Here is a 24,743-nt window from a genome sequence, read left to right as displayed (position 1 = left end):
AATTGTCGATAGCATAAAAAACGCGCAAAACTGTTAGCCAGTTTTACGCGTTTCCCTTAACTATTTACTTTCGTTGATCAATGATTGAATTTGCAACATTGACAAGCTCTTCCTTTGTCATCGGCTCATCATTACCATTGCGTGGAACGACTGAACGGAGACCAAACATGACGTTACCATTTTCGCTCATCCACGTTAATTCACTGATACTTTCCCAATCGTTGAAGGAAGCACGAATGTCATTCTCAAGCTCCACATCCGTTTTTCCGAAGCTAACTTCTTTCCCTTTTACGTCCCGCTGCATCAAAGAAAGCTGCTCATTTCCTTTCGAATAAATTAACGTTACATCATTCGGTTCTAACTTTGTCTGCGCAGTCGCAGTAACTTCTTCAGCCTCGAACGGAATGCTTTCCATGTCTGGTGCTGATAATTCATCTCGAAATTCTTTAGATAGCTTTTCAACTTCACTCTTCACTTCTGGATTGGCCTCCACAAGCGAGTTGAGGTGATTTTCTGAGCTCGAACTGCCAGAATTACACGCAGCAAGTACTAAAAGAGCTGATAATAACATGACGAATTTTAGTTTCATTGTAAAAACCTCCTCTTAGACAGACGAAAGAAACAAAAGAAATGTTTCACTAAGGCTAAAAGAAATGGTTACGAGACGTTTCTTCAAACACTTTCCAATGTCCATTCATCATCGAGATGTACTCTCTCATCACAATGTAGTTCACTTGTTTTCCGTCTTCATTCTCCGTCAAAACAAAATATGTATCAGAACCTCGATAATCGATCGTAATCACGTCGTTTCCTTGAAACGTTCCCTCTTCCGTGATGATTTCTTTTAACGCGTTTTTCTCATTAATCTCTAGAAAGAAGTTGTAAGGACCTAGAAAATTTATAACCAACAATACAACGACGACTCCTGAAATGACGAGCAGTTTCTTCATTACAATTCCCCCAACCACTTTTTTTAGCACACTTATCTTAACATAATATTCCATATTTCATTTCACTTCACCCAAATAGACGGGTCTTTCCTCACTTCCTCAAATAATGTTTATTTAAGAAGGAGTCCACTGAAACAAAATTGAATAACACAATTATAATTGAGAAAGGAGGTACGGTTTAATGTCTAGTTTCATCTCTCATATTGCTACTGTTGAAATACCCGTCAGCAACCTTCCATCGTCTATTTCATTTTATCAAGAAATACTAGGCGTCCATATTCATTTTCAAGGAGAACGAAACGCCATGCTGACGTTCAATCAACAAGGAGTTCCGACAATCTTTTTGGTCGAAACGGAATCAACGGAAAAACTCTCTTTTCAAAACTTTCATACCGAAGTCGTACATAGCATCCTCGATTTTTACACAAACGACTTAGAAGGCTTTTACCATTGGTTGAAGGAGAAAGAAATCGAAGTGGGTCCATACAACGTGAATCCTGATAACGGATTTGGCGGGTTCGGTTTTAAAGATCCAGACGGGAATTTACTTAGTGCTACGAACGTTCTTCATCCTGGGCAATAATAAAACAATCCCCGGCCTGGGGATTGTTCTCATTTCATCATTTCCTTTAATTCACTGGCAGAGCTTTCGTTCGCTTCAATCGGTCCATCCGCTTTTACAGAAGGCAGAATGTAGTTTTCTAAAAGTGGATCAACGTCCATCCCACTTGAGGTTTGCACAACTAAGAGATTTAAGTCTGGCACCATTACGAGGTACTGCCCATATAGGCCCATTCCTCTAAAGGTGTCATGGCCATTCACTTCTTTTAACCAGAAGTAATAACCGTAATCATCACCATCAAAATTCCCTCCGGTCGAAACGTGCGCTTTCGTACTTTCTTCTACCCATCCTTTAGGAAACAGCTGCTCACCTTCCCATTCCCCATCGTTCAAGTACAGATAACCTAGTCTCGCCATGTCGCGAGGTGTCATTAAGACGCCAGTGCCTCCGAAAGACGTGCCTGAACGATCCGTCGGCCATTCAACGTTCTCGATTCCAAGTGGCTCGAATAAACTCTCTTCTGCAAAGTCAGATAGTGGTTTCCCTGTTGCTTCTTGCAGAACACGTGAAACAACTCTTGCGTCTCCTGTGCTGTAGTTCCATTCGTCTATGTTTTCACGTAAAGGCCGATTCAAGATGTAGATTGCAGGGTCATTCCCTTTCATGAACGCTTCCCACGTTTCCGATTCATAGAAACCTTTTTGCGTTTGCTCGGTAAAATCGAGTCCAGAGCTCATCGTCAAAAAGTGCTTGATCGTCACGTTTTCTTTATGAGGGTTCATTGATTCGATGTTTTCTTTCGGTATGTACGTCATCACTTTTTCTTCGACACTGTTGAGCGCGCCCTTTTGAATCGCCACTCCTGTAAGGGCAGATGTTAAGCTTTTCGTTACTGAATAAATCGGATGCGGCTTATCTTGATCAAACTCCCCACCATAGTTTTCAGCTACGATATACCCATTTCTAATGACGAGAAACCCCTCCATTGGAATGTTTTCAGAATCAACATGCTCAAACATCTCAACTAGCTTAGATGAATCCATTCCAACACTTTCAGCTGAAGTCGTACGCCACTCTTCAGTTGGCCAATACGAATCAACAGGTTCTGATTGCTTCCCTGAACTTTCTTCCACCACTTCTACAGAATTTGAGTTCGAACATCCTGTAAAAAGTAAGCAGAACCCTATAAGCCAAAAGTAAATCGACTTTTTTGTAACTCTTACCACTCGCATCCCTCCTCTTAGCCTTTACCTTCTCCTAATGATTCTCCTTTCCTTCCGATACATAAAAAAGACACCCTCATAAAAGGGTGTCTTGCATAGTTCACTTAAAACGTTTGTGCTGCATCCTTCGCACGCGCAATACCGTTTTCTTTAATTTCTTCTGCTTTATCAGGCATCAATGCATGTCCTTCGATATACACGTGCTCAAGCGTTGGCACACCGTAGAACTGCATCATAACGCCAAGGTAGCGATGGCCCATTTCCATCTCAGCCGCTGGACCTTCTGAGTAGATTCCACCGCGAGCTTGGATGTGCATTGCTTTTTTGTCCGTTAGAAGACCAACAGGACCTTCAGCCGTATATTTGAACGATTTACCAGCAACAGATACCGCATCGATATACGCTTTTAGTACCGGTGGGAAGAAGAAGTTCCAGAACGGCGTAACGAATACATATTTATCTGCATCGATAAACTGTTCACATAGCTCTGATAGACGGTTTACCTTTGACTTTTCTTCCTCTGAAAGCTCTTCAAACCCGCTTCCTTTTTGAAGCTTACCCCAACCGCTGAATACATCAGCGTCGATTTGAGGAATGTGCTCTTTATATAAATCCATGTGGATGATTTCGTGATCAGGGTTTACCTCTTTGTATTGGTCGATAAAAGCCTTTCCAGCTGCCATGCTGTAAGAATACGTCTCATCATGAGGATGAGCAGTGATATACATTACTTTCGTCATGTTTAACTTCCTTTCTGTTTTTCTTTAAGGCTCGCCATAGTATGTGTTAATCGGACTACTCCCAATCCCTCGAGCCAAAGAGTTTTTAATTAAGATATCTTGAAACAAAGATAATGATAATAGAAAGTAATCAAAGAATCAACTAATTTGATTCACTCATATAAAAAAGATGAGAATCTCTTAACGGAATTAAGAAATCCTCACCTTTATATTAGAAATTACGCTTTTCGATACGCACGTCGTTCCGCGTAGGAAACACATTTATAACAAACGGGTTTACGGTTATCTTCTTCGTCCAAATAGTACTGAGGGCGGACCGGTTTTTGTTTACAGATCATGCATTTCTCTAAACCGAACATTTTTCGAAAGAAGCTCTTCATATGATCAGCTCTCTTCTTAGATGATAAGACCTTACTCTATAGTATACATCCCTATGCGGTTTAAGTGCGAAAATGTAGATTATGCTACTGAATCGGCATGAATGCTACGCGCCAATTTCCATCTTGATCTTTTACCATCTGATACCCTTGTGTTCCACGTTCATTATGAAATTCGATATACCCTGTAATCTCATCACTCTGAACGAATTTTCCATTTTGAATGCCCTCTATATTTGCCAACACACTTTCTCTCGTTCCTCTATCACGATCTGGAATCTTATCATCTTCTGCTTTAGACCACGCGACATGCCCTTCACGATCGGTATAAAGAGCATAATGAACATCATGATTTTGCTGTAACGATGCGTATAGATGCAGCTTAGCGATGCTAAGTGGATTAAGATCTGCAAGATGTCCTTCATTAAAATCTTCTGCGAAATGTTCGTATGCCGTCATTTCATGTGCATCTAGGAAAACATCTTCCATTGCCTGCACTTCAACTTCTTTTTCGTTATCTTTCATTTTCCCCCCTTCCACACTCGAAACATCTCCATCACTACAGCCAACAAGCAAACCGATCCCTACTGTAATCGGTACAATTAAACGTTTCACTAAATTCCTCCTTCGAATAATGCTACTAACAAAGTTCGATCATTCACCCTGTAAACCTTCCATAATCTTCAAAATACGCACTAAAAAACGAGAGCATCGATGCTCTCGTTCTTACCTACTTTATCTCATATCTTCCATCTTCAATACCTTTATATGAACCGACCGTTCCAGATCCGCTTCTTCGTAAAATGACGTGTGGAACTCCACACGTCATCCTTTACCTTCTATGCTTTTTTTGGCTTTTTCTGAAACTTGCTCAACATTTCGTACACGATCGGTACAATCAATAGGGTTAGGAGCGTCGAGCTCGCAAGACCACCGATAACGGTAAGTCCAAGACCTTTACTGATGATCGAGCCACCTTCAAAACCGAGTGCGAGTGGTAGCAGCGCACCGATCGTTGCCAGAGCTGTCATCAAGATCGGACGTAAGCGTGTCATCCCAGCATCGAGCAATGCTTCACGCGTTGAGTATCCCTCTTTTTCTTTCTGAATAACGCGGTCGATCAGGACGATCCCGTTCGTAACAACGATTCCGATCAGCATCAGTGCACCGATCATAGCGGATATACTCAATGTTTCTCCACCAACTAGCAGCCCTAGAACTGCTCCGATAATCGTGAACGGTAGGGAGAACAGGATTGCGAATGGCGCAAGTGCTCCTCCGAAGAAGATGACGAGCACAACATAGACGATCGCAATCGCCGCAAGCATCGCAAGACCTAGCTGACCAAACGATTCATTGATATCTTCTGTAACCCCGCCGATCGAAATGTCGATCGTATCAGGATGGTCGATCTTATCCAACTCCTCTTTTACAGAAGCAGAGACGGATCCGATATCATCCGTTGTTGCTTTCGCTGAAACGCTGCCGTACACTTTTCCATCACGGCGCGTGATCGTGTCTTCTGTTGTTCCTTCTTCAACTGTAAACAGCTCGTTGATTGGAACGGATACACCCATTGGCGACTGAATTTCCTTATCTGTTAACTCTTCAAATGTTTCATAGTCGTCTTTCTCAACTTCAATGAAGACTTGAAGCTCTTCTCCATCTTCTTTTACCGTCGTAATTTCTGAACGCTGCCCGTTCTGACCGAGCTCCATACCGACTTGACCGGCGGTTAGCCCTAGCTGACTGAGCTTCTCTTGATCTGCGACGAGCGTGTATTCTTCATACGACTCAGCGAGACTGGATTCGGCTTCATTTAGATCATCTTGATCATTGAGGACGCCTTCCACCTCTTCTACATATGGCTTAATGTCATCCATCGTATCACCAAATATTTGAACCTGGATATCGTTACTAGAACCTGTAGAAGAGAATTCCTGGTTGTTCCATTCCCCTTTGTCCGTCATGTTTTTCAAATCTTTGATCACTTGTTCTTTTTCTTCAGTGAAGTTTTCCGTATCATCCGCATACATCACAAAGAATGCCGCCTGGTTGGATGCACCAGGGTTCATCGGATTTTCTCCACCAACAGAGTATTGAATGATCTCAACATCGTCTCGACCTTCAAAATACTTCTCCGCTTCAAGTGCGATCGACTCGACATCTTCAAGCGTTTGTCCAGGTGCAGGACTGAACGTCGGCATCACCATCTTCTCTTCTTCACCTGGTAAAAAGCTAACGCCAACTAGCGGAATCATCGCGATACTCCCTACAAGGACACCGATCGCAACGATCGAAGAGATGATCTTATGATTTAGAACACTATTTAAAATTGAACGGTACCACGTAGCGAGCTTCCCTGGACCATCCTTATGGCTTTTCATTGCCTGTTCTTTATTTAAAAGCGAGTGCGACATCATCGGTACGATCGTAACCGCAACGATTAATGAAGCGAGTAGTGCAAATACTACCGTCAATGCGAATGGAAGGAACACTTGACCTACGACACCTTCAACGAGTCCGAGCGGTAGGAAAACCGCGATCGTCACGATCGTTGACGATAGAATCGGCATGAACATTTCCTTCGTCGCGGATCGAATCAGTTCCTTACCTTCTAACTTCTCTTCTTTTAATGACATCCGCCTGTATATGTTCTCAACGACAACAATCGAATCATCGACAACACGTCCGATCGCAACGGTCATCGCACCGAGCGTCATGATGTTAAGCGTGATTCCCATTTGATTCAATACGAGTAACGCGATGAATAGAGATAGCGGGATCGATACGACCGAAATCAACGTTGTTCGAATGTTACGCAGGAACAACAGAATGACGATGATCGCAAACAGTCCGCCGAACAATGCTTTGTTCAACATCGTACTTACGGATTCTTCGATCGGCTCGCCCTGGTCGAACGTAAAGATGAAGTCGATACCGTCTAGTTCATCTTCAAACTCAGCAGCTTGTTCCTTCACTTGATCGACAACGTCGACCGTATTCGCTTCTTGCGATTTGATTACTTGAACCGTAATCGATTCTTCCCCGTTCGTACGTGAAATCGACTCGGCTTCTGCAACGATTTCAAAATCAGCGATCTCACCTAACGCAACGGTTGGAATGCCTTGCTGTGCTTGAACAGCTTCAGCACCTCCCTGAGCTCCTTGACCTGACGGCGTTCCAGGAGCACCTTGTTGCGGAGCGGTTCCTTGCGGCGCACTCTGCGATGGAATCATTGGAATTTGGAGTTTTTCTAAATCATCGATCGTTGTGATGTTTCCATCGATCACAACGGATTTCTGTGTATCATCAAACGTGTATAGTCCAAGCGGGAACGTCACTTTTGAACCTTTGATCAAGTTCGTAACCGTTTCTTGGTCCATGCCTCGTTCAGAGAGCGCTTCGTCATCAAACTGAAGCTGAACTTCTCTCACTTCTTGACCAGCAACCTGAACATCGCCAACACCATCTAACCCTTCGAGTGCAGGTGCGATCGTATCTTCAACAGTCGAAGTGAGCTCAGCAAGATCACCATTTTCATTCGTAACACTCATACTGATAACAGGGAACGCATTAAAGTTCACTCGCGACACATCAGGCGTCTCAGCGCCATCAGGTAACACTACTTCATTTACTGCTTCTTGAAGTTCGTCCTCTGCTTCATCTAAATCTTTGCTAAAATTATATTCGAGCTGTAAACTCGAAGCATTTTGGAACGAGCTTGAACTTACGGATTTCATTCCGCTTAAATTCTGCACTTTCTGCTCGATCGGTTCTGATATCTCATCAGCCACCTCTGCAGGTGTCGCACCTGGATACACGGTCGTAACCGTAATGATCGGTGGATCGATATTTGGAATCGTTTCTAATTTCATATTCAATCCGGAATATAGACCAGCAGCTGTAATGATGATGGTCATAAGCCAGACAGCAAATTTATTATTCATCGAAAAGTTTATAATCTTGCTCATACGTTCTCTCCTTCCCCTTTTTGACCAAGTAGTCATTCTGTTATAAAATATACATGACCACTCGGTCAGAGGTCAAGGAAGAAATGTTCATTAACGTGATAAAAGGTGGTCAATATATGGAACCAAAAAAAATAATGATTATAGAGAATGCCATCAAGCTTTTTGCGAAAAAAGGATTCAGCGCAACGTCTGTTCAAGAGATCGCAAAGGAATGCGATATCTCGAAAGGCGCATTTTACCTTCACTTTAAATCGAAAGACGAATTGCTATTCCAAGTCCTCATGTACTATTGGAACAGAATGCAGCGTAAAGTGAATGAAGTCGCAACCGAGCCGATGTCTCCAAAGGAAAAATTTACGTACCAGCTCAAAGTCTTTATGGAAGAAATCGCAGATCACCGGGAGTTCATCATCATGCAATTCCGTGAGCAGGCGATTCCGTTCAACGAGTCAATCGAAGAACTCATCAGAAAGATGCGCTTCAATTCGTACCTTTTTTACAAAAATCATCTCCTTGCGATTTATGGAAAAGAGTGCGAACCATACGTGTGGGAAGCGAGTCTTGCTGTTCAGAGTTTAATGAAAAACTACATCGACCTTATCATTCTAGATAATATTGAGTTCGATTATTTAGAAGTGGCATCTGCAGTCACGAGGAAAACCGACTATTTGATGACCGGATTTTCAGAAAGTAGTGACCAACCAGTCATAACAGAGGAAGTCATCGAACAGATCATGCCTGAAGGATTTAATCTGCATGACCTCGAAGAAATTAAAAATGTGCTCACACTCATTTTAGAAAAAGAAAGTGATGAGAATCTGATCGATACCGCGACGATCCTTTTAGATGAGCTAGCGAGAACATCCCCAAGACAAGCGGTCATAAAGGGCATGGCGTCCAATCTCGATAAATACGATCGCTACTTGGATTTCGCATCACGTTTACGAAACTACTTTCTATAACGTAACGAAGGGGGTTTAGTCATGATTACCATCAAGAACCTTACGCGCCAGTTTTCAAATGGAAAAGGGATTTTCGATGTGTCGTTCGATGTGAAAAAAGGCGAAGTATTCGGCTTCCTCGGTCCAAACGGTTCCGGAAAGTCGACGACGATCAGACACCTGATGGGTTACATGAAGCCGCAAAAGGGAAGCGCGACAGTGTTCGAGTACGATGCGTGGAGCGAGCAGGCAAAAGCACGCGAACATGTTGGCTATTTACCAGGGGAAATCGCCTTTTTAGACGGTATGAAAGGGACAGAATTTCTCGACATGATCGCAGGTATGCAGGGAAAACAGGATAAGGAAAAGCGAGAGGAATTGATCCGTCGCCTCCAATTCGATCCGAAAACCCCGATTCGTAAGATGTCTAAAGGCATGAAGCAAAAAGTTGGGATCGTAGCGACGTTCATGCACGACCCGGACATCTACATTCTCGATGAGCCGACATCTGGACTCGATCCTTTGATGCAGCGCGTCTTCGTTGAGCTTGTGCTTGAAGAAAAGGATAAAGGGAAAACGTTCCTCATGTCATCCCACAGCTTTTCAGAAATCGAACGAACGTGTGACCGAGCCGCCATCATTAAAGACGGGCGAATCGTTACCGTGAAGGATATTCATGAGCTGCAGTCGATGCAGCGAAAATTATTCGACATTACCTTCTTCAACCCTGAAGATGTAGAAGCGGTGAAATCTTCTACTCTATCGATTGAGAAGACAGATGGAAACATGGTACGGATTGAGGTGCAAGGGAACTATGACGCGTTTTTTAAAGAACTCGCAAACTACCCTATTAAAAACGTAAGCGCTGCAAACCAGAGCCTCGAGCAGATCTTCATGGACTATTACAATGCTGAGGAGGTGAACGGATGAGCGCTTCACTCTATAAACAGATGATGAAATCAAACTTAAAAAGCATCATGAGCTTCGGCATCGCTTCTGCTGTCTACGTCATCTTAATGACATCTCTCTTTCCGATGATTTCCGACAACATCGATAAAATTCAAGAGCTAACAGCCATTTATCCTGATAGCTTGAAGAATGCGTTCGGACTCGAATCGTTCGGCACTTACGGAGAGTTCATCTCAGCAGAATACTACGGACTATTCTTTTTATTCATCTTAGGAATCTTCAGCGTGATGACCGCGATACAACTGATCGCAAAGCTAGTCGACCGAGGATCAATGGCTTACTTACTTTCTACCAAAGTATCCCGCGCTGAGGTCGCAATCACGCAAATCGCCGTTCTCATCACTGGTCTTGTTATCATTATTTTTCTAAACTTTGCAGGCGGGTTTGCCGCTGGAGAACTCCTGATCGACGACCAATACGCGATTGGGATGGGCGACTTTTTCGAGATCAACTTTGTAGGGTTCTTACTTTTCTTTGCGGTAGGAGGCTACTCCATCCTCATCTCTTCCCTTTTTAACGATGAGAAAATGGCGTTTGCAGCAGCTGGCGGGGTAACGTTTTTATTCTACGCATTAGATATGGCGGGTAAGATCGTTCCAGACTTAGATTGGCTACGGAACCTTACGCTCTTCTCACTCTTTGAACCAGCGAAGATCGCGAACGGCGATGTGAACGTCGCGTTCGTCTCTGTCACACTCTTCGGATTAGGATTACTCGCATACGTCGCAACCGTGTTCGTGTTTCGAAAACGAAATTTACCGCTGTAGGTGCATCAAGAAAGAGCTTGGAGGCGATGCTTCCAAGCTCTTTCCGTTGTTACTTCGAACTTGTGGAGATAAACATAGAAGCGTCCTGCTTCATGAAAATACCACTTCCATGATGAAACGTCTTGATCTCATTTGATCGAAAACCAACCTCTGAAAGCTTCTTCTTGAGCTCTTCATGCGAAAAGCCGTTATGCACCTTCGGATGAGCAATCTTCTCATTTTTATCAAAATCGACGATGATTAGCTTCCCTCCATCATTCAGGGTGGTGAATAGCTTCTGTAAAATAGTCGTCGTATCGGGGATGTGAAGTAGCACGAGTGACATGATGACGATGTCTGACTTTATTTTTGGCGTTTGTTCCATAAAGTCTGAATGAAGAACCTTCGCGTTGCTTATACCATTCCTAGTAATCTTACCTTCCGCAACGTCGAGCATCTGTTTTGAGGAATCCACTAACATAACGGAATCTACTAAATCCACGAGAGCTAAACCAACAAGACCAGTTCCGCTCCCATAATCAAGCAGCGATTTTGATTTGCTGTTGTGTAAGTGTTCCCTGAATTCGTTTACGATGACATTTGCAAGTTCCTTCCGTTCTTCCGTATCGTAGCGCTTCGCCAATTGTTCGAAAACGTTTTCTTCCATCGTTGAATCCTCCTAGTGTCATGCTTTCTTCCAACCATTCTATCAAAAGACAACCAATTCTACCTTTTCGGGACTTCTATCATGAACCATTCCGACTGTTCGGACGTCTCTCTTCTCTCTTCCAATCTTTAATGAATAGAAAGCATGATGCGATCTCTGTGCGTTTTATTCACATCGTTAGCCCTATAGGTAAAATGCCATCCCCTTAAACCGTTGTAAACATCTCTGGGTCCTTTTACATGAAATCCTTTAAACCTCGTCACTACACTCTAACCTCTCCTTTATCTTCACTTAACAATCTTTCAGTAGATTGATAGTGAACAACAACAAAAGGAGCTGTTTTACTTGAAAAAACTTATGATGACTACGGTAACTGCCATGGTCGCACTCGGTCTCATCATTCAACCTGCCAATGCTTTTGCAAAAAAAGAAGAGATCGTCAACGTTGCACACAGAGGAGCGTCTGGCTATGCGCCTGAAAATACGATGGCAGCTTTCGAGAAAGCAGTAGACATGAAGTCCGACATGTTTGAACTCGATGTACAGCTTAGTAAAGATGGCGAACTCGTGGTGATTCACGATACATCCGTTGATCGTACGACAGATGGTTCTGGAAAAGTGAAGGATCTTACACTCGAAGAGCTTCGCTCTCTTGATGCTGGCAGTTGGTTCGATGAAGCTTTTACAGGTGAGAAAATTCCAACTCTAGGAGAAGTGCTTGATGAGTACCGCGGTAAAATCGGGATATTGATCGAGATCAAGTCGCCATCCCTTTACCCAGGAATCGAACAAAAAGTAGCGGATGCACTAACAGAAAGAAACATGCATAAGCCAAACAACAATAAAATTATCGTCCAATCGTTTGATCATGACTCCGTTCAAACGTTTCATAGCATCCTGCCTTCTGTTCCATTAGGCGTCCTCGTTTACAACCCGGATCATCTAACAGATCAACGTTTAGAAGCATTCTCAGAGTATGCTTCCTACGTAAACCCATCGAAGAGCTTAGTCGATCGTGAACTCGTAACAAGAATTCATGACTACGACATGGACGTTCACCCTTGGACAGCAAGAGACCGTGAATCTGTACAAGCCCTCAAAGAAGCTGGCGTCGATGGCATCATCACCGACTACCCTGATTACGTAGATTAAGTACGGTGCCTGTCACCACTCACATTTTGTCGAATAAATTGCTTGCCGCTCTGTTTACTTTTTAATGGAAATGGGAACCAATAGAGGAAAAGGAAGGAGTTGTTGAATATGAGTAAGAATACTTCTTTATTACTTGCGATTGGACTAGCTGCCGGCACGCTGCTTGCGGGCTGTGGAGATAATTCTACAGGGGAAGAAGACGGTAATACGAATACGTCAGAAGAGTCCTCTATGAATGATGATGCGGTAACGGAAGATAGTTCAGGTCAAGGTGGTGCTGGAGACAGCAACACTGCTGGTGAAGGAAGTGAGGTTGACCTCCAAACGGGTGTCGATAAAGTTCTATTTGACCTTGACTCTCTTAGCACAGTACTAGAAGAATCACCTGATGATGTTGCGAAGATGAACGAACTTGGAAACCAGATCGACTCACACTGGGATCTTTTTGAAGAGAAGCTCGAAAAGGAATATCCCGATGAATATAAGGATATTGAAAGCGACCTCTATCCATTGATTGACGAAACAAAGAAAGACGAGCCAGATGTTGAGAAAGTGAAAGAGCTATTAGATGCAACAAAAACGAAGATCACGTCCTTTAAAGATAACATGACGATGGAATAACGAGTACAAAGAAGCTGTCCTCCACATTCGGAGAACAGCTTTTTATTATACGTTACCTTTATCACGAACAGAAACATCCTCTGCACAATCAAAACAATACAATTCCTTATCTTCACCAACTACGCCATCCAAAAACCCATCTCTACAAAACAGCTCTTTCCCGCACTCGGTACATGTTCCTACACGTTCATTCATATGAATCCTCCTATGCTTACTTCTCCCAGAGCTCAATGCGCCTGCCTTCTGGGTCATCAATCCATATGAACGAACCATATTCACTTTTTTCAAGATCTTTCACTAACGGCACACCGACTTTCTCAAGGTGCATCATACACGCTTCGATGCTTTCGACCTGAAAGTTTACCATCACTTGTTGACCCGCAGGAAAATACCCATCGTCTTCTGAAAAAAATGAAAAGATCGTTTCGTTTCCTTCTTGCGGCTTAATGACCGTTCCATTCCAGGATTCCATCTCGATCCCCAACACGTCTTTGTACCACTTTGAAAGTGCAGCTACATCACCTGTTCGCCAGAACACGCCTCCAAATCCTTTTATCTTCATGTCATCACCTCAGCAACTTGATTTATTTCTTCATCACACTTTCGCTCCAAAAAGGCAGTATTCCTTTTTAACCAAACAAACTCCCCTGTCACTAGACAGAGGAGTATATAAATAAAGCTTAATATAGTTTTCCGTGACGATAGAGCGTATTACAAAGTTTTGTCACCGCATGCATGTAGCAATTTTGACGAAGCGGGAACGGATCATTAAAGAATTGAGGCAACACTTGATCCATCGTTTCCTTCATCTTTTTAACAAGCATCGTGTTCACTTCTTCTTCACTATAGAACTGCGTTTCTCTTCCTTGTAACCATTCGAAGTAAGAAACGATTACACCACCTGCGTTTGCGAGGATATCTGGAATGATCAATACGCCGTTCTGACTCAAATAATCGTCCGCCTTCATCGTGATCGGACCGTTCGCACCTTCGACGATCAAGCGTGCTTTCACATCTTGCATGTTGTCTTCATGAATTTGTTCTTCAAGAGCAGCGAGAATCAGAACGTCGGTATCAAGGTAAAGAACGTCTTCGCGGTCTCTAATGTCCGCCTCGATTCCGTAATTGTTCAGCGCTTCATCTGTTGTAGGCAGGTCTCCTTCATTTTCAGAAGTAAAAGCAACGAGCGCATTGATGTCGAGTCCTTCTTCATTATAAAGGGTTACGTTTCGGTCGCTCACGGCCACAACTTTTGTTTTGATGTAATTGCAATTGTAAGCTTCGAGTGCCGCAACAGAACCTACATTACCGAACCCTTGAATGCCAACGGTCAAATCGCGATCTGCATGCTCCATCGCTGTTTTCGCAAACAAGTTCTGGTTTCGCTCAAACCAATCTTTATTGTCATTCAAAAAGTCGTGCATTAAATAGCGGAACGTATAGTAAACGCCTTTACCGGTCGCTTCTCTACGTCCTAGCGAACCACCGTTCAAGTGGCTTTTCCCTGTAAAACTTCCTCGATACGCTTGACCAGGATGGATCGATTTGAATTCACCCATCATCCAATCCATCTCGCGCTCTCCTGTACCAACGTCTGGAGCCGGGATGTCTTTGTCTGGACCAAGGATATCACTGAAATAGTGAACGTATTTCTTTGAAATCGTATGTAGTTCCTTTTCAGAGTACTCCCTCGGATTGATCACAACGCCGCCTTTTCCTCCACCGAACGGCACTTCGTGAAGCGCATTCTTAAGCGTCATCAGTGTAGCGAGGTTAACGACTTCATCTTCATCGACCGATTCATGAAAACGAATTCCCCCTTTATAAGGACCAAGCGCGTTGTTATGCTGAACACGGAACGCTGGGATCCTCAAAATCTTCCCATTCTCCATCGGTACACGTAGAAATGATTTCTGAATTTGGTTTGGTGTAGAAAGAATTGCTTCAAGAGAATCAAACGCCTTCTCTCTCTCTTCCCCGGTAAAGTTCGGCATAAATGTTTCATCTTCTAATAATGCATCCAATGATTCTTGTACTACTGCTCCATATTTACTAGCCAATGTTCATCACCCCTCCAATTTACCTATTCATTTATAAGTTACCCGACTGTATATAGTTCAAACGGGGTATGGTGCCTGTCACTCTCCGAATTTTGTCAAATTTTGACGAAACTAATAGCCCCAAGTCTCATAGGGACTGGAGGCTATTAGTTTCACCTTAACTTGTAGAAAGTACACCTCACCCGATCAACCTTACCCCAAACTTCTCTTCCAACCATTTCGGCACAACAAACCTCACTGTCACGAGTGGATCGACAACCTGACACACTTCGACTTGCCCCACCGCACTCATCAGCATCGTCACGTCACTCACCGACATGCCTGTTTTTCGACATATTCGATTGATCATCAGCTCAGTTGCAACCTTAACAGCTTCATCAAGCGTTTCTGCTGAAGCGATTTGCGTTACGACTTCATCGTTTTCTAACATTGGCTGTGTAATGCCTTCATCCTTCACCACTTCAAACGTCACTGTCGCTTTTCCTTCTACTTCGATCCCAGAAACGCTCACTTCTCCATCACCCATCGCCGCGTGAAAATCACCAAGTCCAAACAATGCTCCTTCCACTGCAACAGGGAAATACAGCGTTGCTCCTTCCGTGACCATCTTATTGTCCATGTTTCCTCCATGGGCACCCGGCGTTCCGCATGACACGCCCTCCCCTTCAGGTGCGACCCCAATCACGCCGATCATGGGATTTAGCGGAAGTTCAATCTCGTTAAACACGGCTTTCCCATCCTTTATCGGAATCATCTTCGCTTTCATTTCCTCAAGCCGATGCCCCATGACACCGAGATCAGGACCCACGACCATCACACCGCGGTCACCGATCTCGAGCTTCTCAATTTTCACTTTCAAAACGTCACCGGGCTCAACACCTTCTATATAAATAGGACCTGTCGCTGGGTTAACACGGTTCCAATCGATTCCCGTAATCTCAGTGTCTTCCGACTGAATTTGATTTTCAAAACAATCGTATGTACTGATTTCGATCGTATCTCCTACCTTTACCTTTTTCACTGGAGCATGAGCTTTATTAAAGTCATAAATAACAGAATCAGTTGAAAGCGTGTGCATCATTTTACCTCCTCAAAGTAATAAGTGTACGTTTTCCTCTAGTAAAAATTCCCCGCAACAAATGGTACAAATACAATGCGCGCGGGTTCCTTCTTCCCTTCCTTTCATACTAATTCGTTCGAAAACGCTTGCAAACCTCCTCCTTCCTTCTCTATCATTCTAAAAAAGTACAATTCTATCGATCGATAGTCGAGAAATCACCCAGGTCATTAACTAAACATCGTTAAAATTCTTTTATTATCGTAACTTATCGTTTGTTTTCGACTGTAACAATCGACCCAAAAACCTTAACACTTCTCTAACAATCTATTAATAGACCCTTAACCGTTATCTAGTAAAGTACACATTGTGAGAAAAAAGAAACACGGGAGGTACTCAAATGAATTTTAAAAACTTCAAGAAAAAAGCAATCCCATTCGCAGTTGTTTCAACGCTCGCATTCAGCAGCTTTGCTGGTGGCGCTCCTGAAACAGAGGCGAAATCAGATAAAGATCTAAAAGTTAATGGTGAAATCAAAAACGTTATCTTCTTAATCGGTGACGGAATGGGTCCTGTGTATAACACGGCATACCGTTCATTCATGGATGACAAATCAACGCCTTATATGGAAGAAGTAGCATTCGATAAGCAGCTACTTGGGCAGCAGCAAACGTACTCTTGGGATCATGAAGAAAGCGTAACGGACTCAGCTGCAGCAGGTACTTCAATGGCCGCTGGTATCAAAACATACAACGGCGCAATCTCTGTTGATATGGAAAAGCAAGAAGTTGAAACTGTGCTAGAGCGCGCTAAGAAAGAAGATAAAGCGACAGGGCTTGTATCAACATCTCAAGTAAACCACGCTACTCCAGCATCATTCGGTGCTCACGATGAGTCCCGCCACAACTACAATGCGATCGCTGATGATTATTTCGATGAAAAAGTCGATGGCGAGCATAAAGTAGATGTCATTCTTGGTGGTGGTACAAAGTACTTCGAACGCGCGGATCGTGACCTTGCTGGTGAGTTTGAAGAAGCTGGATACAGCTACGTAACAAATAAAGAAGATCTTATGAGTGACGATAACGAACAGATCCTTGGCCTTTTCGGTGAAAAAGGAATGGACAAGATGATCGACCGCGACGAAGAAACGCCTTCACTAGCTGACATGACAACAACTGCACTCGATCGCCTTAGCAAAGACAAAGACGGCTTCTTCCTAATGGTAGAAGGAAGCCAAATCGACTGGGCTGGTCACGACAACGATGTTGTTGCAGCGATGAGTGAAATGGAAGACTTCGAACAAGCATATAAAGAAGCAATCGAATTCGCGAAAAAAGACAAGCACACGCTAGTCGTTACAACTGCTGACCACTCAACTGGCGGCTTCGCAATGGGTCGCGACGGTGAATACAAGTGGGATCCAGCTCCACTAAAAGCTGCTAAGCGTACGCCTGACTTTATGGCAGAGCAAATCGCTGAAGGTGCTGACGTAGAAGAAACGCTTAACAAGTATATCGACCTAGAGCTTACTGAAGAAGAAATCAACTGGGTAAAAGAAGCTACGAAAGCTGAAAAAGACAAAACAACTGAAATCGACAATGCGATCGAGAAAATCTTCGACCTGCGTTCAGGAACTGGCTGGACAACTGGCGGCCACACTGGTGAAGACGTAAACGTGTATGCTTACGGTCCTGGAGCAGAAAACTTCATCGGTCTTCATGACAATACAGAGACGGGTCAAATGGTGAACGACCTTCTCATCAAGCAGAAGAACGAAGATGATGATGAAGATGATGACGACAACGAGCGTGACGACGATTAATTAAGGGCATACTAAGAAAAACGTTCCCGCTGCTCATACGGCAGCGGGAATTTTATAAGCAGGAGGTCTTTCTCAATGAAAACTATCGGATTCTTTCTAGCAGCTTCCCTACTCCTTGCCGGATGTGCGACTGACGCTGAGCAAGGCGCAGACAATAATACGCAATCTGAAACAGCGCAAGAAGACAATCAGCAAAAAGATGAAAACAAAAAGGAAAATAAATCAGCCAAAGCTCCCGATAATCCACAAGCACCGGATGACAGCTCACTAACGAAGGTTGGCGATTTCCATGAGGATGAAGATGGATCCGTTACGTTAAAAGCACTCTCAAACTATAACGAAACGACGAAAATCGGAGACGTTGAACTCACTATTTCAGACGTTAAAGTGATGAACTATTCGCCTTCGATGGACTTGATCGACTTCTTCCATCCTTATTCCGATGACGAAAAGAACTTTAATTATGTAAAACTGCACGTAACAGTGAAGAACACTTCAGATGAACCAGTTGATTTTGCTCCTGTCTCCGTGCTCGAAACGAGTGAAGGAGAGAAAAAAGGGTTTGAGGAAGACTTTTACCTCGAAGAACTTTATGGGGTATACGAAGGTAACGAAGAACGTACTGGCGAATTGGGATTTGTGCTTAACGAAACAGATATCGCTGAACTTTCCTCCCTAACTGTAAAAACGAGTGACGTGTTTGATGAAGATAAGAACTCCAAAGCTAAGGCAAAAACAATTGACATTCCGATCGAAGACTCCTGATACCAGGGGTCTTTTTTTAGCGTATTAAAGCACGTTTCGCAGATAAATTCCTTTTTTCGCGGATATCTACTCGATTATCGCAGATAAAATAAAATTTCCGCGGAAATAATGAGAATTTCGCGGATAACCCCCTCAAAATCGCGGATATCCACTATTAACACTCATCCATCCCCACAAGAAACGATCGATTAAACGCTTAAACAGCTCGATATCCCTTCGTTACGTACCAGATCAGATAGCTAATAAACGAAAATCCTAACGTACCGAACAAAATGACCGACTGAAGCTTGTACCCTTTATTTGCGACCATCCACTCTGTAGCCATATGAAAAACCGCTGCCAAATCTAGCATCTCTATCTCCTCCTGAGTTAGGTGATACTAGATTATAAGCAAACGGTTCGTCATTTATGCCTATCAATTATGGAAAGTTTTCAATCGCTCTGTTAGTTCCATGAATGTCTCGCGGTCACGCTCATCTAATGCTTTATCTATTTCTTTCATAAGTAGCTCTTCTCTATGTTTAATAGCGTTATTGTGGACATGTTCTAGTAGCTCTGCGATTACTTCCTGACTCTGCTCCGACACTTGGTTTGAATAGATTTTTCGATGATCCATTGTTTCATCCTCCATTCTATTATTAGAAACGCAGCTACAATTGTTATCGCTGTTACTATAAATCTAACCGATTTTACAAAACTTTAAACTTCACAATGCAGATTCTTTTAACTTTTCTGACTTTAAGGAGATTTTACTAGACTTTCACTTCTTTTACAACGGCTTGAAACGCTTGTTCTAAATCATCGATAAGGTCTTCTACATCTTCTATACCCGCTGAGTAGCGAATTAATCCTTCTGGTATGCCCATGGCCGCTCTCTCTTCAGGTGTGCATTCGACATGACTCGTCGTTCGTGACGGTCCCACCGTTGTCTCCACGGCTCCAAGATTTGCGGCTCGGTTTGCAAACGTAAGCTTCGGTAAAAGATGCTTCACCGTTTCCACACCGCCTTTCACCGCAAAGCTGAACATCCCGCCGTAATCCTTCATCTGCTGTTTCGCGATCTCATGCCCCGGATGATTCTCGAGTCCAGGATAATATACCTCTTCGACAAGTGCCTGTGACGTTAAGTACGTCGCGACCTTCATCGCGTTATCGCACTGCTTCTGTACACGAAGCTTGAGCGTTTTCATCCCTCGCAGCAAGAGATAGGCACTCATCGGATCCATCGTCGCTCCGTTGATTTCCCGGTAATGATAGATTTTTTCGACCAAGTTGTTATTTCCACAAACGACCCCGCCGAGTGCATCAGCATGACCACCGAGAAACTTCGTAGCACTATGGATCACGAGATCCGCTCCGAATTCGAGCGGGTTCTGATTGATCGGTGTAGCAAACGTGTTATCGACAACAACGAGCGCCCCCACTCTGTGAGCGGCTTTTACCATCCGCTTGATATCCGTAATCTTTACCGTTGGATTCGTCGGTGTCTCGAGATATAGAATGCGGCATCCCTTCTCGACCTCTTCCTCAATGAGCTCATGATTTCCCGTTTCACAAAGCATCACATCGACGTTTAACATCGGAAGAAATTCCGTGAAGATTTTATTCGTGCCACCATACGTATCTTTGATCGACACGATTCGATCTCCTGGAAAAAGAAACGTTGCGAGCGTATTGCTGATCGCCGCCATCCCTGTCGAGAAACTCGTCGCCGCTTCCGCTCCTTCAAGCGCCTTCACCTTATCTTCAAACGCCTGAACAGTCGGATTCGTATTCCTACCATAGATATGACCCTTCTTATTTCCAACCGCAACCTCATACCACTCGTCCATGTCATCATATCCATACGCTACGCTATGAACGACCGGAACTTGCGTCGCACCATGAGAGAGGTATTCTTTCTCCCCTGCCCAGACGGACGATGTCCCCATTCCTGGTTTTTTCACAATCGATCTCCTCCTTTTTCAGACTGCATCGTTCCCCATCATCGACACGCCTTTTGCATCGATTAGCTTTCTTGAAAAATTCGCAAGAACTTCGCTTCCGCTCTCCGTGACTCTGATCGATTCGCTGATTTCAATCCCAAAATCGTGATACCAGATTCCAGGAATAAGATGAAACGTCATATTCGGTTGTAAAATTGTTTGATCACCTTGTCGAACGCTCGCCGTATGTTCACCCCAATCAGGTGGATAGTTTAGTCCGATCGAATAGCCGAGGCGTGAATCCTTCATGATGCCATGCCGAGCAATCGACTTCCGCCAAACTTCTTCAACCTCTTCGCACGTTACGCCAGGTTTTACGAACGCGAGCGTCTCATCGAGCCCTTCTACCACGACTTTTCCAATGTCTCGAACTCTCTCATCTTGCGTCCCAACTGAGACCGTTCGCGCCATCGGACAATGGTATCGTTTGTAGCAGCCAGCAATTTCGATAATGACGAGGTCATTGTTTCGATACCGTTTATCAGACCATGTGAGATGCGGTGTACACGTATGTTCCCCTGATGGTAACATCGGAACAATCGCTGGATAATCTCCGCCAAATTCAGGTGTTCCACTGATGAGACTGCTATAAATATCAGCCACGACGTCACATTCTCGAACGCCCTCAGAGATCGTATCGACCGCTTTTTGCATTCCGAGTTCAACGAGCCTGGCTGCATTTTTCATATATAGAATCTCTTGATTCGATTTCACCATCCGAACACGGTTCACAAGGAGGGTGGCATCTTTCCACTTCGCGTCAGGAAGGTTTCTTTTCAACGATTCAAACGCTAAGGCGGTGAAGTAATATGCGCCCATCTCTACCCCGATGTGACGCGTACTTTGATCAAGTTCTTCAAGTGTTTTCGCAACAAAATCCATCGGATGCTTCACGTTCGAATGAACGTAATCATCGGTATACGTTACGAGGTTCTCATGGTGAAGCCATGTCGTTGCCTTCGCACCATTGCCGTCCATCTTTCTTCCGATCCAAAGCGGCTGCTCTTCATCGATGATCACGACGACCATTTGATCCACGTAAAATGACCAGCCGTCATACCCCGTTAAATAATTCATGTTCGCAGGGTCCGTTATAAGCAGAACTTCAAGACCTTCATCGAGCATCCTTCTCTTCGTCAGCTGAATGCGTTCCTGGTACTCTCGCAACTCAAATGGCATCATTGGGACGTCGCCTCCCTAAAACTATTGTTTAAATTTTCAGTTAACTCATACTACCATCATCTCGCCTTACGACACAACTCCCTTTTTACAAAAAATAATAAGGTCACGCATCAAAAAAGCAGACCCATTCATCATGGATCTGCCTTAACCTTTTTACATTACCTTTCGATTCATCTCCAACCTATAAAACCTTTTATCCACAGCCAGAACAGGAAAAGATTTCGGGAGGTCTTCCAACCCCACCCGAACAAAATCATTTTTCTCATAAAATCGATGTGCCGCTAAAAATTGCGGCGTTGTACCAAGGTATATGTCATGAACTTCATTCTCCCTCGACCACTTTATCGCTTCTTGTAGCAATCTTTTTGCGACAAAAAAAGGCCCCCCTCGATAATCCTTATGTACAAACATCTTACGTAGTGCGAGCTGGTTGTTATCGATGTCGAGTAGGCTAATCGTACCCACTACACGTCCATTATAGATCGCAAGCCAGAAGTTCCCTTTCCCTGTTTGATAAAACGACGCGATCGCATATAGATCAGGCTGTTCTTCTACTGTAATTGGGATTTGAAATTCATCTTGTTGGATCGTAGAAATCAAATCCACCACTTGTTCTTGATAGTCTTGATCATACCGCTGTACGACTAGATTCATTTTCATTACGTCACCTTTTCACTCTAAATAGTTCCCTACTCTCTCTACCTCAACCAAACCGCTTTCTTCTAAAAACTGTGAAACGAGGTGAACGTGAGCAGACCCTATGATGAGAAGTGTTCGAGCACCAGGCTCACAGAGCTCTGCTAGATTGTGATAGATAATCAAGTTCCTCTGATACCACCATCGAACCCAATCGATGCCAACGTATTGCTCATCTTTTCCGATACGAGCGATGTTCATATACATCTCGTGATTCTTCATCACTTCTTCAGGAGAATTCATCTCATGTAAAAGCTCGAGTATCGTTCTGTTTTCCAGACTTTTATGAGAATGCGAGCGATACGTTTTGTTGATATATTCATAAAGCTCAGGCTGCTCTTCTTTTGCCCAATCATATACCTCACTTAGCGCTCGATTTCCGACCGTATCCATCCAATCGACCGCATATACTTTTTTATGCTCTAATTGAGACGCGATACGAAAGCCAAGTTGATGCACTTCATCGACCCTGAGCTCTCCATTACCATTCACGTAATCCTTATACTCTTGATTAAGCCCAGCATTCTCACTCTTTACAATTTCGAATGCTAGCTTTGTAGGCTCAAACCGTTTTAATCGGTCAACAACGTCGGTCATTTCTGCTTGTCTCTTTTCCGTTTCCAAATCATCCGTATCCACCTTATAAAGGTCTTTCGTATACTTCATATGAAACGTTCCGAACACCAGAACTTTTGGCTTACCCAACACACATGCTCCTTCCTATCCTAAAGAATCGGCATCACTAACCTTTTTATAATAATGTCTACAACCTCTTCTATTCGTCGGTTCTCAGTTGAAATATATTCCCCGAATCCTCCAGAAGAAAAAGCCTCTATACACAGATCGGTTTGGTAAAAACACCAACTTCCATAAGCTTCTCCCCGATTCAAGAGTCTAGTCGTAATCGTTTCCTTACTAGCTGTTAAGCAAAAATGAAACGTCTCAGGATCGATTCGTTTAAATCCATCAAATATATAATGAAAATAATCAGGTTTCCGAATCGTCATCGGGACGATGAGGTGTTTATCATATTTCTCTGCCGTCCGCTTTGCAATCAAGACGGTGAACTCTTTCCATAATTCCAAGTCTTGAAAATCACCAGTGAGTGCCTCTTCTTCTTTGATCGATGAAGGAAGCAACGCACTGAGCATCCCTCCGACCACTTCTGGGTCAAAAAGCATACTGTTATCGATTTTGTTTAGAAGCTCATTGGCAACAGTCGTTTTTCCAACTCCAAACGCGCCATTGATCATGATGATCATCGCTTAACTCAACGCCTTTCCGGAAAAGATATTTTCCGTCTCTTTGACGACTTGAACAGCAGTATTTCCACTCAATACTTCATCACAATAAAAATCAGTCACGCTTATTCACTCCTGTTTGGTTTTCAAAAAATTGATTGACTTGCTCCGAGTCTTCAAGCTTTGGCTGAGCAAGGTCGATCAGTTCATCTTCTGAAGCAGCTTCAAAAAGATTCTCACCATACCAAGCTTGTAACTCATCTCTCGTAACCGACAATACCTCGCCATCGTAATCAGCAGAAACAACCTCAGCATTTTGAATCAACGTGAAAAGAAACGTTGCATTGAATAGAAACGTTTCTCTTTGCTCTTCTTCTGGTAGCGCTTTTGAATAATAAGCTGTTAAGCCATATGGCTCGCTTTTTGTTTGCAGCGATAAACTTTTTAACTCCGTGCTACCAGGCAGCATTCGTAAGATCGCACCAACCGCTCCGTTGTCTCCTATGTATGAATCTTTGTACTGAAAAAGCGTTTCCTCGGCTGGTTCAGCAGAACGACAGCCGCTGACGATGATTAGCAATACTATAAAAACAAGCTTAATTCCCTTCATCTATTATTTCCTGTAAACCACTGAACGGCTTTAGCTTGTCACATTCTATAACGATTGCGGTCATGCCATCTTCCGTCGACGTCTCATGCCATTCCCCTCTTTCCCACATCGCGAGCTCTCCTTTTTGAATACGAGCAGTTTGATCGCCGCCCTTCACGATTCCTTCTCCTTCTAGCACGAGGAACATTTGTGGCACCACAGCTTCATGACCTCCGAGTAATCCATCACGACCAAGATGCATACAAGCGATCTGTATCACATCGACCTCTTCTTCTATCATTCTCGTAATAGGCGAAATCACCACATGCTTACTATCAAACTTCGTTATCTCTTTACCTCGACCAAATCGGTAGCGCTTCATACTTACCCTCCTACATTATGCCCCATACATAATTCGATT

28 protein-coding genes are annotated in these 24,743 nt (G+C 43.5%); 8 read left to right on the top strand and 20 right to left on the bottom strand.

Annotated elements, in window-relative coordinates; genetic code table 11:
* Positions 1-64: 64 nt before the first annotated feature.
* Both PFZ69_RS10120 and PFZ69_RS10115 read right to left on the bottom strand, forming a co-directional pair.
* Entirely contained in the window at positions 65-589 is a 525-nt protein-coding gene (locus PFZ69_RS10120; protein ID WP_270180957.1) for a hypothetical protein, read from the bottom strand.
* Between the two features lie 55 nt (positions 590-644).
* Positions 645-950 carry a hypothetical protein gene (locus tag PFZ69_RS10115; protein ID WP_270180956.1) on the bottom strand — a complete coding sequence of 102 codons (306 nt, stop codon included), beginning with the start codon at positions 948-950 and terminating at the stop codon, positions 645-647.
* 181 nt (positions 951-1,131) lie between these two features.
* On the opposite strand from PFZ69_RS10115, the gene PFZ69_RS10110 reads away from it, so the two are divergent.
* Positions 1,132-1,533 (top strand): VOC family protein, encoded by a 402-nt coding sequence (locus PFZ69_RS10110; protein WP_270180955.1) that lies wholly within the window; start codon positions 1,132-1,134, stop codon positions 1,531-1,533.
* A 29-nt stretch (positions 1,534-1,562) separates the two neighbouring features.
* Here the strand turns inward: PFZ69_RS10110 and PFZ69_RS10105 are convergent, their stop codons facing one another.
* The 4 genes from PFZ69_RS10105 to PFZ69_RS10090 all read right to left on the bottom strand — a co-directional run bounded on the left by PFZ69_RS10105 (position 1,563) and on the right by PFZ69_RS10090 (position 7,826).
* Positions 1,563-2,738 carry a serine hydrolase domain-containing protein gene (locus PFZ69_RS10105; RefSeq protein ID WP_270180954.1) on the bottom strand — a complete coding sequence of 392 codons (1,176 nt, stop codon included), beginning with the start codon at positions 2,736-2,738 and terminating at the stop codon, positions 1,563-1,565.
* Positions 2,739-2,839: 101 nt separating this feature from the next.
* The gene (locus PFZ69_RS10100) at positions 2,840-3,475 is read right to left on the bottom strand and encodes an FMN-dependent NADH-azoreductase (RefSeq protein ID WP_270180953.1); all 636 of its coding nucleotides are present in this window, start codon (positions 3,473-3,475) and stop codon (positions 2,840-2,842) included.
* Positions 3,476-3,939: 464 nt separating this feature from the next.
* Positions 3,940-4,467, bottom strand: a complete 528-nt coding sequence (locus PFZ69_RS10095) for an RNA polymerase subunit sigma (protein WP_270180952.1) — start codon at positions 4,465-4,467, stop codon at positions 3,940-3,942.
* Positions 4,468-4,691: 224 nt separating this feature from the next.
* Positions 4,692-7,826, bottom strand: a complete 3,135-nt coding sequence (locus PFZ69_RS10090) for an efflux RND transporter permease subunit (RefSeq protein ID WP_270180951.1) — start codon at positions 7,824-7,826, stop codon at positions 4,692-4,694.
* A 116-nt stretch (positions 7,827-7,942) separates the two neighbouring features.
* Here PFZ69_RS10090 and PFZ69_RS10085 point away from each other — a divergent pair, with 116 nt between their 5' ends.
* The 3 genes from PFZ69_RS10085 to PFZ69_RS10075 are packed head-to-tail and all read left to right on the top strand — an operon-like array spanning position 7,943 to position 10,503.
* Positions 7,943-8,788 (top strand): TetR/AcrR family transcriptional regulator, encoded by an 846-nt coding sequence (locus PFZ69_RS10085; protein ID WP_270180950.1) that lies wholly within the window; start codon positions 7,943-7,945, stop codon positions 8,786-8,788.
* 21 nt (positions 8,789-8,809) lie between these two features.
* A complete protein-coding gene (locus tag PFZ69_RS10080) occupies positions 8,810-9,697 on the top strand; it encodes an ABC transporter ATP-binding protein (RefSeq protein WP_270180949.1) in 888 nt (295 codons plus the stop codon).
* Positions 9,694-10,503 (top strand): ABC transporter permease subunit, encoded by an 810-nt coding sequence (locus PFZ69_RS10075; RefSeq protein WP_270180948.1) that lies wholly within the window; start codon positions 9,694-9,696, stop codon positions 10,501-10,503. The genes PFZ69_RS10080 and PFZ69_RS10075 overlap by 4 nt, the downstream gene beginning before the upstream one ends.
* Positions 10,504-10,552: 49 nt before the next feature.
* Here the strand turns inward: PFZ69_RS10075 and PFZ69_RS10070 are convergent, their stop codons facing one another.
* Positions 10,553-11,149, bottom strand: a complete 597-nt coding sequence (locus PFZ69_RS10070; RefSeq protein ID WP_270180947.1) for a class I SAM-dependent methyltransferase — start codon at positions 11,147-11,149, stop codon at positions 10,553-10,555.
* 345 nt (positions 11,150-11,494) lie between these two features.
* Here PFZ69_RS10070 and PFZ69_RS10065 point away from each other — a divergent pair, with 345 nt between their 5' ends.
* Together PFZ69_RS10065 and PFZ69_RS10060 are read left to right on the top strand one after the other, a co-directional pair.
* Positions 11,495-12,301, top strand: coding sequence for a glycerophosphodiester phosphodiesterase (locus tag PFZ69_RS10065; RefSeq protein WP_270180946.1), 807 nt, complete (start codon positions 11,495-11,497; stop codon positions 12,299-12,301).
* Positions 12,302-12,409: 108 nt separating this feature from the next.
* Positions 12,410-12,922, top strand: coding sequence for a hypothetical protein (locus PFZ69_RS10060; protein ID WP_270180945.1), 513 nt, complete (start codon positions 12,410-12,412; stop codon positions 12,920-12,922).
* Between the two features lie 45 nt (positions 12,923-12,967).
* On the opposite strand, the gene PFZ69_RS10055 is transcribed toward PFZ69_RS10060, so the two are convergent.
* From PFZ69_RS10055 to PFZ69_RS10040, 4 genes are all read right to left on the bottom strand, one after another.
* Positions 12,968-13,117, bottom strand: coding sequence for a hypothetical protein (locus PFZ69_RS10055; protein ID WP_270180944.1), 150 nt, complete (start codon positions 13,115-13,117; stop codon positions 12,968-12,970).
* Between the two features lie 16 nt (positions 13,118-13,133).
* Positions 13,134-13,484 (bottom strand): VOC family protein, encoded by a 351-nt coding sequence (locus PFZ69_RS10050; RefSeq protein ID WP_270180943.1) that lies wholly within the window; start codon positions 13,482-13,484, stop codon positions 13,134-13,136.
* Positions 13,485-13,602: 118 nt separating this feature from the next.
* The gene (locus PFZ69_RS10045) at positions 13,603-14,982 is read right to left on the bottom strand and encodes a Glu/Leu/Phe/Val family dehydrogenase (protein WP_270180942.1); all 1,380 of its coding nucleotides are present in this window, start codon (positions 14,980-14,982) and stop codon (positions 13,603-13,605) included.
* A 178-nt stretch (positions 14,983-15,160) separates the two neighbouring features.
* A complete protein-coding gene (locus tag PFZ69_RS10040) occupies positions 15,161-16,063 on the bottom strand; it encodes an acetamidase/formamidase family protein (RefSeq protein ID WP_270180941.1) in 903 nt (300 codons plus the stop codon).
* A gap of 376 nt (positions 16,064-16,439) precedes the next feature.
* Here PFZ69_RS10040 and PFZ69_RS10035 point away from each other — a divergent pair, with 376 nt between their 5' ends.
* A complete protein-coding gene (locus tag PFZ69_RS10035; protein WP_270180940.1) occupies positions 16,440-17,864 on the top strand; it encodes an alkaline phosphatase in 1,425 nt (474 codons plus the stop codon).
* Between the two features lie 75 nt (positions 17,865-17,939).
* On the top strand, positions 17,940-18,629 hold the full coding sequence (locus PFZ69_RS10030) for a DUF4352 domain-containing protein (protein WP_270180939.1): 690 nt from the start codon (positions 17,940-17,942) through the stop codon (positions 18,627-18,629).
* Positions 18,630-18,825: 196 nt separating this feature from the next.
* Here PFZ69_RS10030 and PFZ69_RS10025 read toward each other — a convergent pair whose 3' ends face one another.
* The 9 genes from PFZ69_RS10025 to PFZ69_RS09985 all read right to left on the bottom strand — a co-directional run bounded on the left by PFZ69_RS10025 (position 18,826) and on the right by PFZ69_RS09985 (position 24,704).
* The gene (locus PFZ69_RS10025) at positions 18,826-18,981 is read right to left on the bottom strand and encodes a hypothetical protein (protein WP_270180938.1); all 156 of its coding nucleotides are present in this window, start codon (positions 18,979-18,981) and stop codon (positions 18,826-18,828) included.
* Positions 18,982-19,044: 63 nt separating this feature from the next.
* The gene (locus PFZ69_RS10020) at positions 19,045-19,245 is read right to left on the bottom strand and encodes an IDEAL domain-containing protein (RefSeq protein WP_270180937.1); all 201 of its coding nucleotides are present in this window, start codon (positions 19,243-19,245) and stop codon (positions 19,045-19,047) included.
* A 136-nt stretch (positions 19,246-19,381) separates the two neighbouring features.
* Positions 19,382-20,578 (bottom strand): cystathionine gamma-synthase family protein, encoded by a 1,197-nt coding sequence (locus PFZ69_RS10015; RefSeq protein WP_442865179.1) that lies wholly within the window; start codon positions 20,576-20,578, stop codon positions 19,382-19,384.
* A 15-nt stretch (positions 20,579-20,593) separates the two neighbouring features.
* Positions 20,594-21,793, bottom strand: a complete 1,200-nt coding sequence (locus PFZ69_RS10010) for a M24 family metallopeptidase (RefSeq protein WP_442865178.1) — start codon at positions 21,791-21,793, stop codon at positions 20,594-20,596.
* A 156-nt stretch (positions 21,794-21,949) separates the two neighbouring features.
* Positions 21,950-22,456: a GNAT family N-acetyltransferase gene (locus PFZ69_RS10005; RefSeq protein WP_270180935.1), complete on the bottom strand. Its 507-nt coding sequence runs from the start codon at positions 22,454-22,456 to the stop codon at positions 21,950-21,952.
* A 12-nt stretch (positions 22,457-22,468) separates the two neighbouring features.
* Entirely contained in the window at positions 22,469-23,197 is a 729-nt protein-coding gene (locus PFZ69_RS10000) for a DUF5694 domain-containing protein (RefSeq protein WP_270180934.1), read from the bottom strand.
* Between the two features lie 20 nt (positions 23,198-23,217).
* Positions 23,218-23,754, bottom strand: a complete 537-nt coding sequence (locus PFZ69_RS09995; protein WP_270180933.1) for an AAA family ATPase — start codon at positions 23,752-23,754, stop codon at positions 23,218-23,220.
* A gap of 94 nt (positions 23,755-23,848) precedes the next feature.
* Positions 23,849-24,343, bottom strand: coding sequence for a DUF4825 domain-containing protein (locus tag PFZ69_RS09990; RefSeq protein ID WP_270180932.1), 495 nt, complete (start codon positions 24,341-24,343; stop codon positions 23,849-23,851).
* Positions 24,330-24,704: a cupin domain-containing protein gene (locus tag PFZ69_RS09985; protein WP_270180931.1), complete on the bottom strand. Its 375-nt coding sequence runs from the start codon at positions 24,702-24,704 to the stop codon at positions 24,330-24,332. The genes PFZ69_RS09990 and PFZ69_RS09985 overlap by 14 nt, the downstream gene beginning before the upstream one ends.
* Positions 24,705-24,743: the final 39 nt, after the last annotated feature.

Origin of the sequence: Alkalihalobacillus sp. CinArs1 (assembly GCF_947387515.1) — a bacterium.
Taxonomy (GTDB): Bacteria; Bacillota; Bacilli; order Bacillales; family Guptibacillaceae; genus Guptibacillus.
This window is presented reverse-complemented; position numbering and strand designations above follow the sequence as displayed.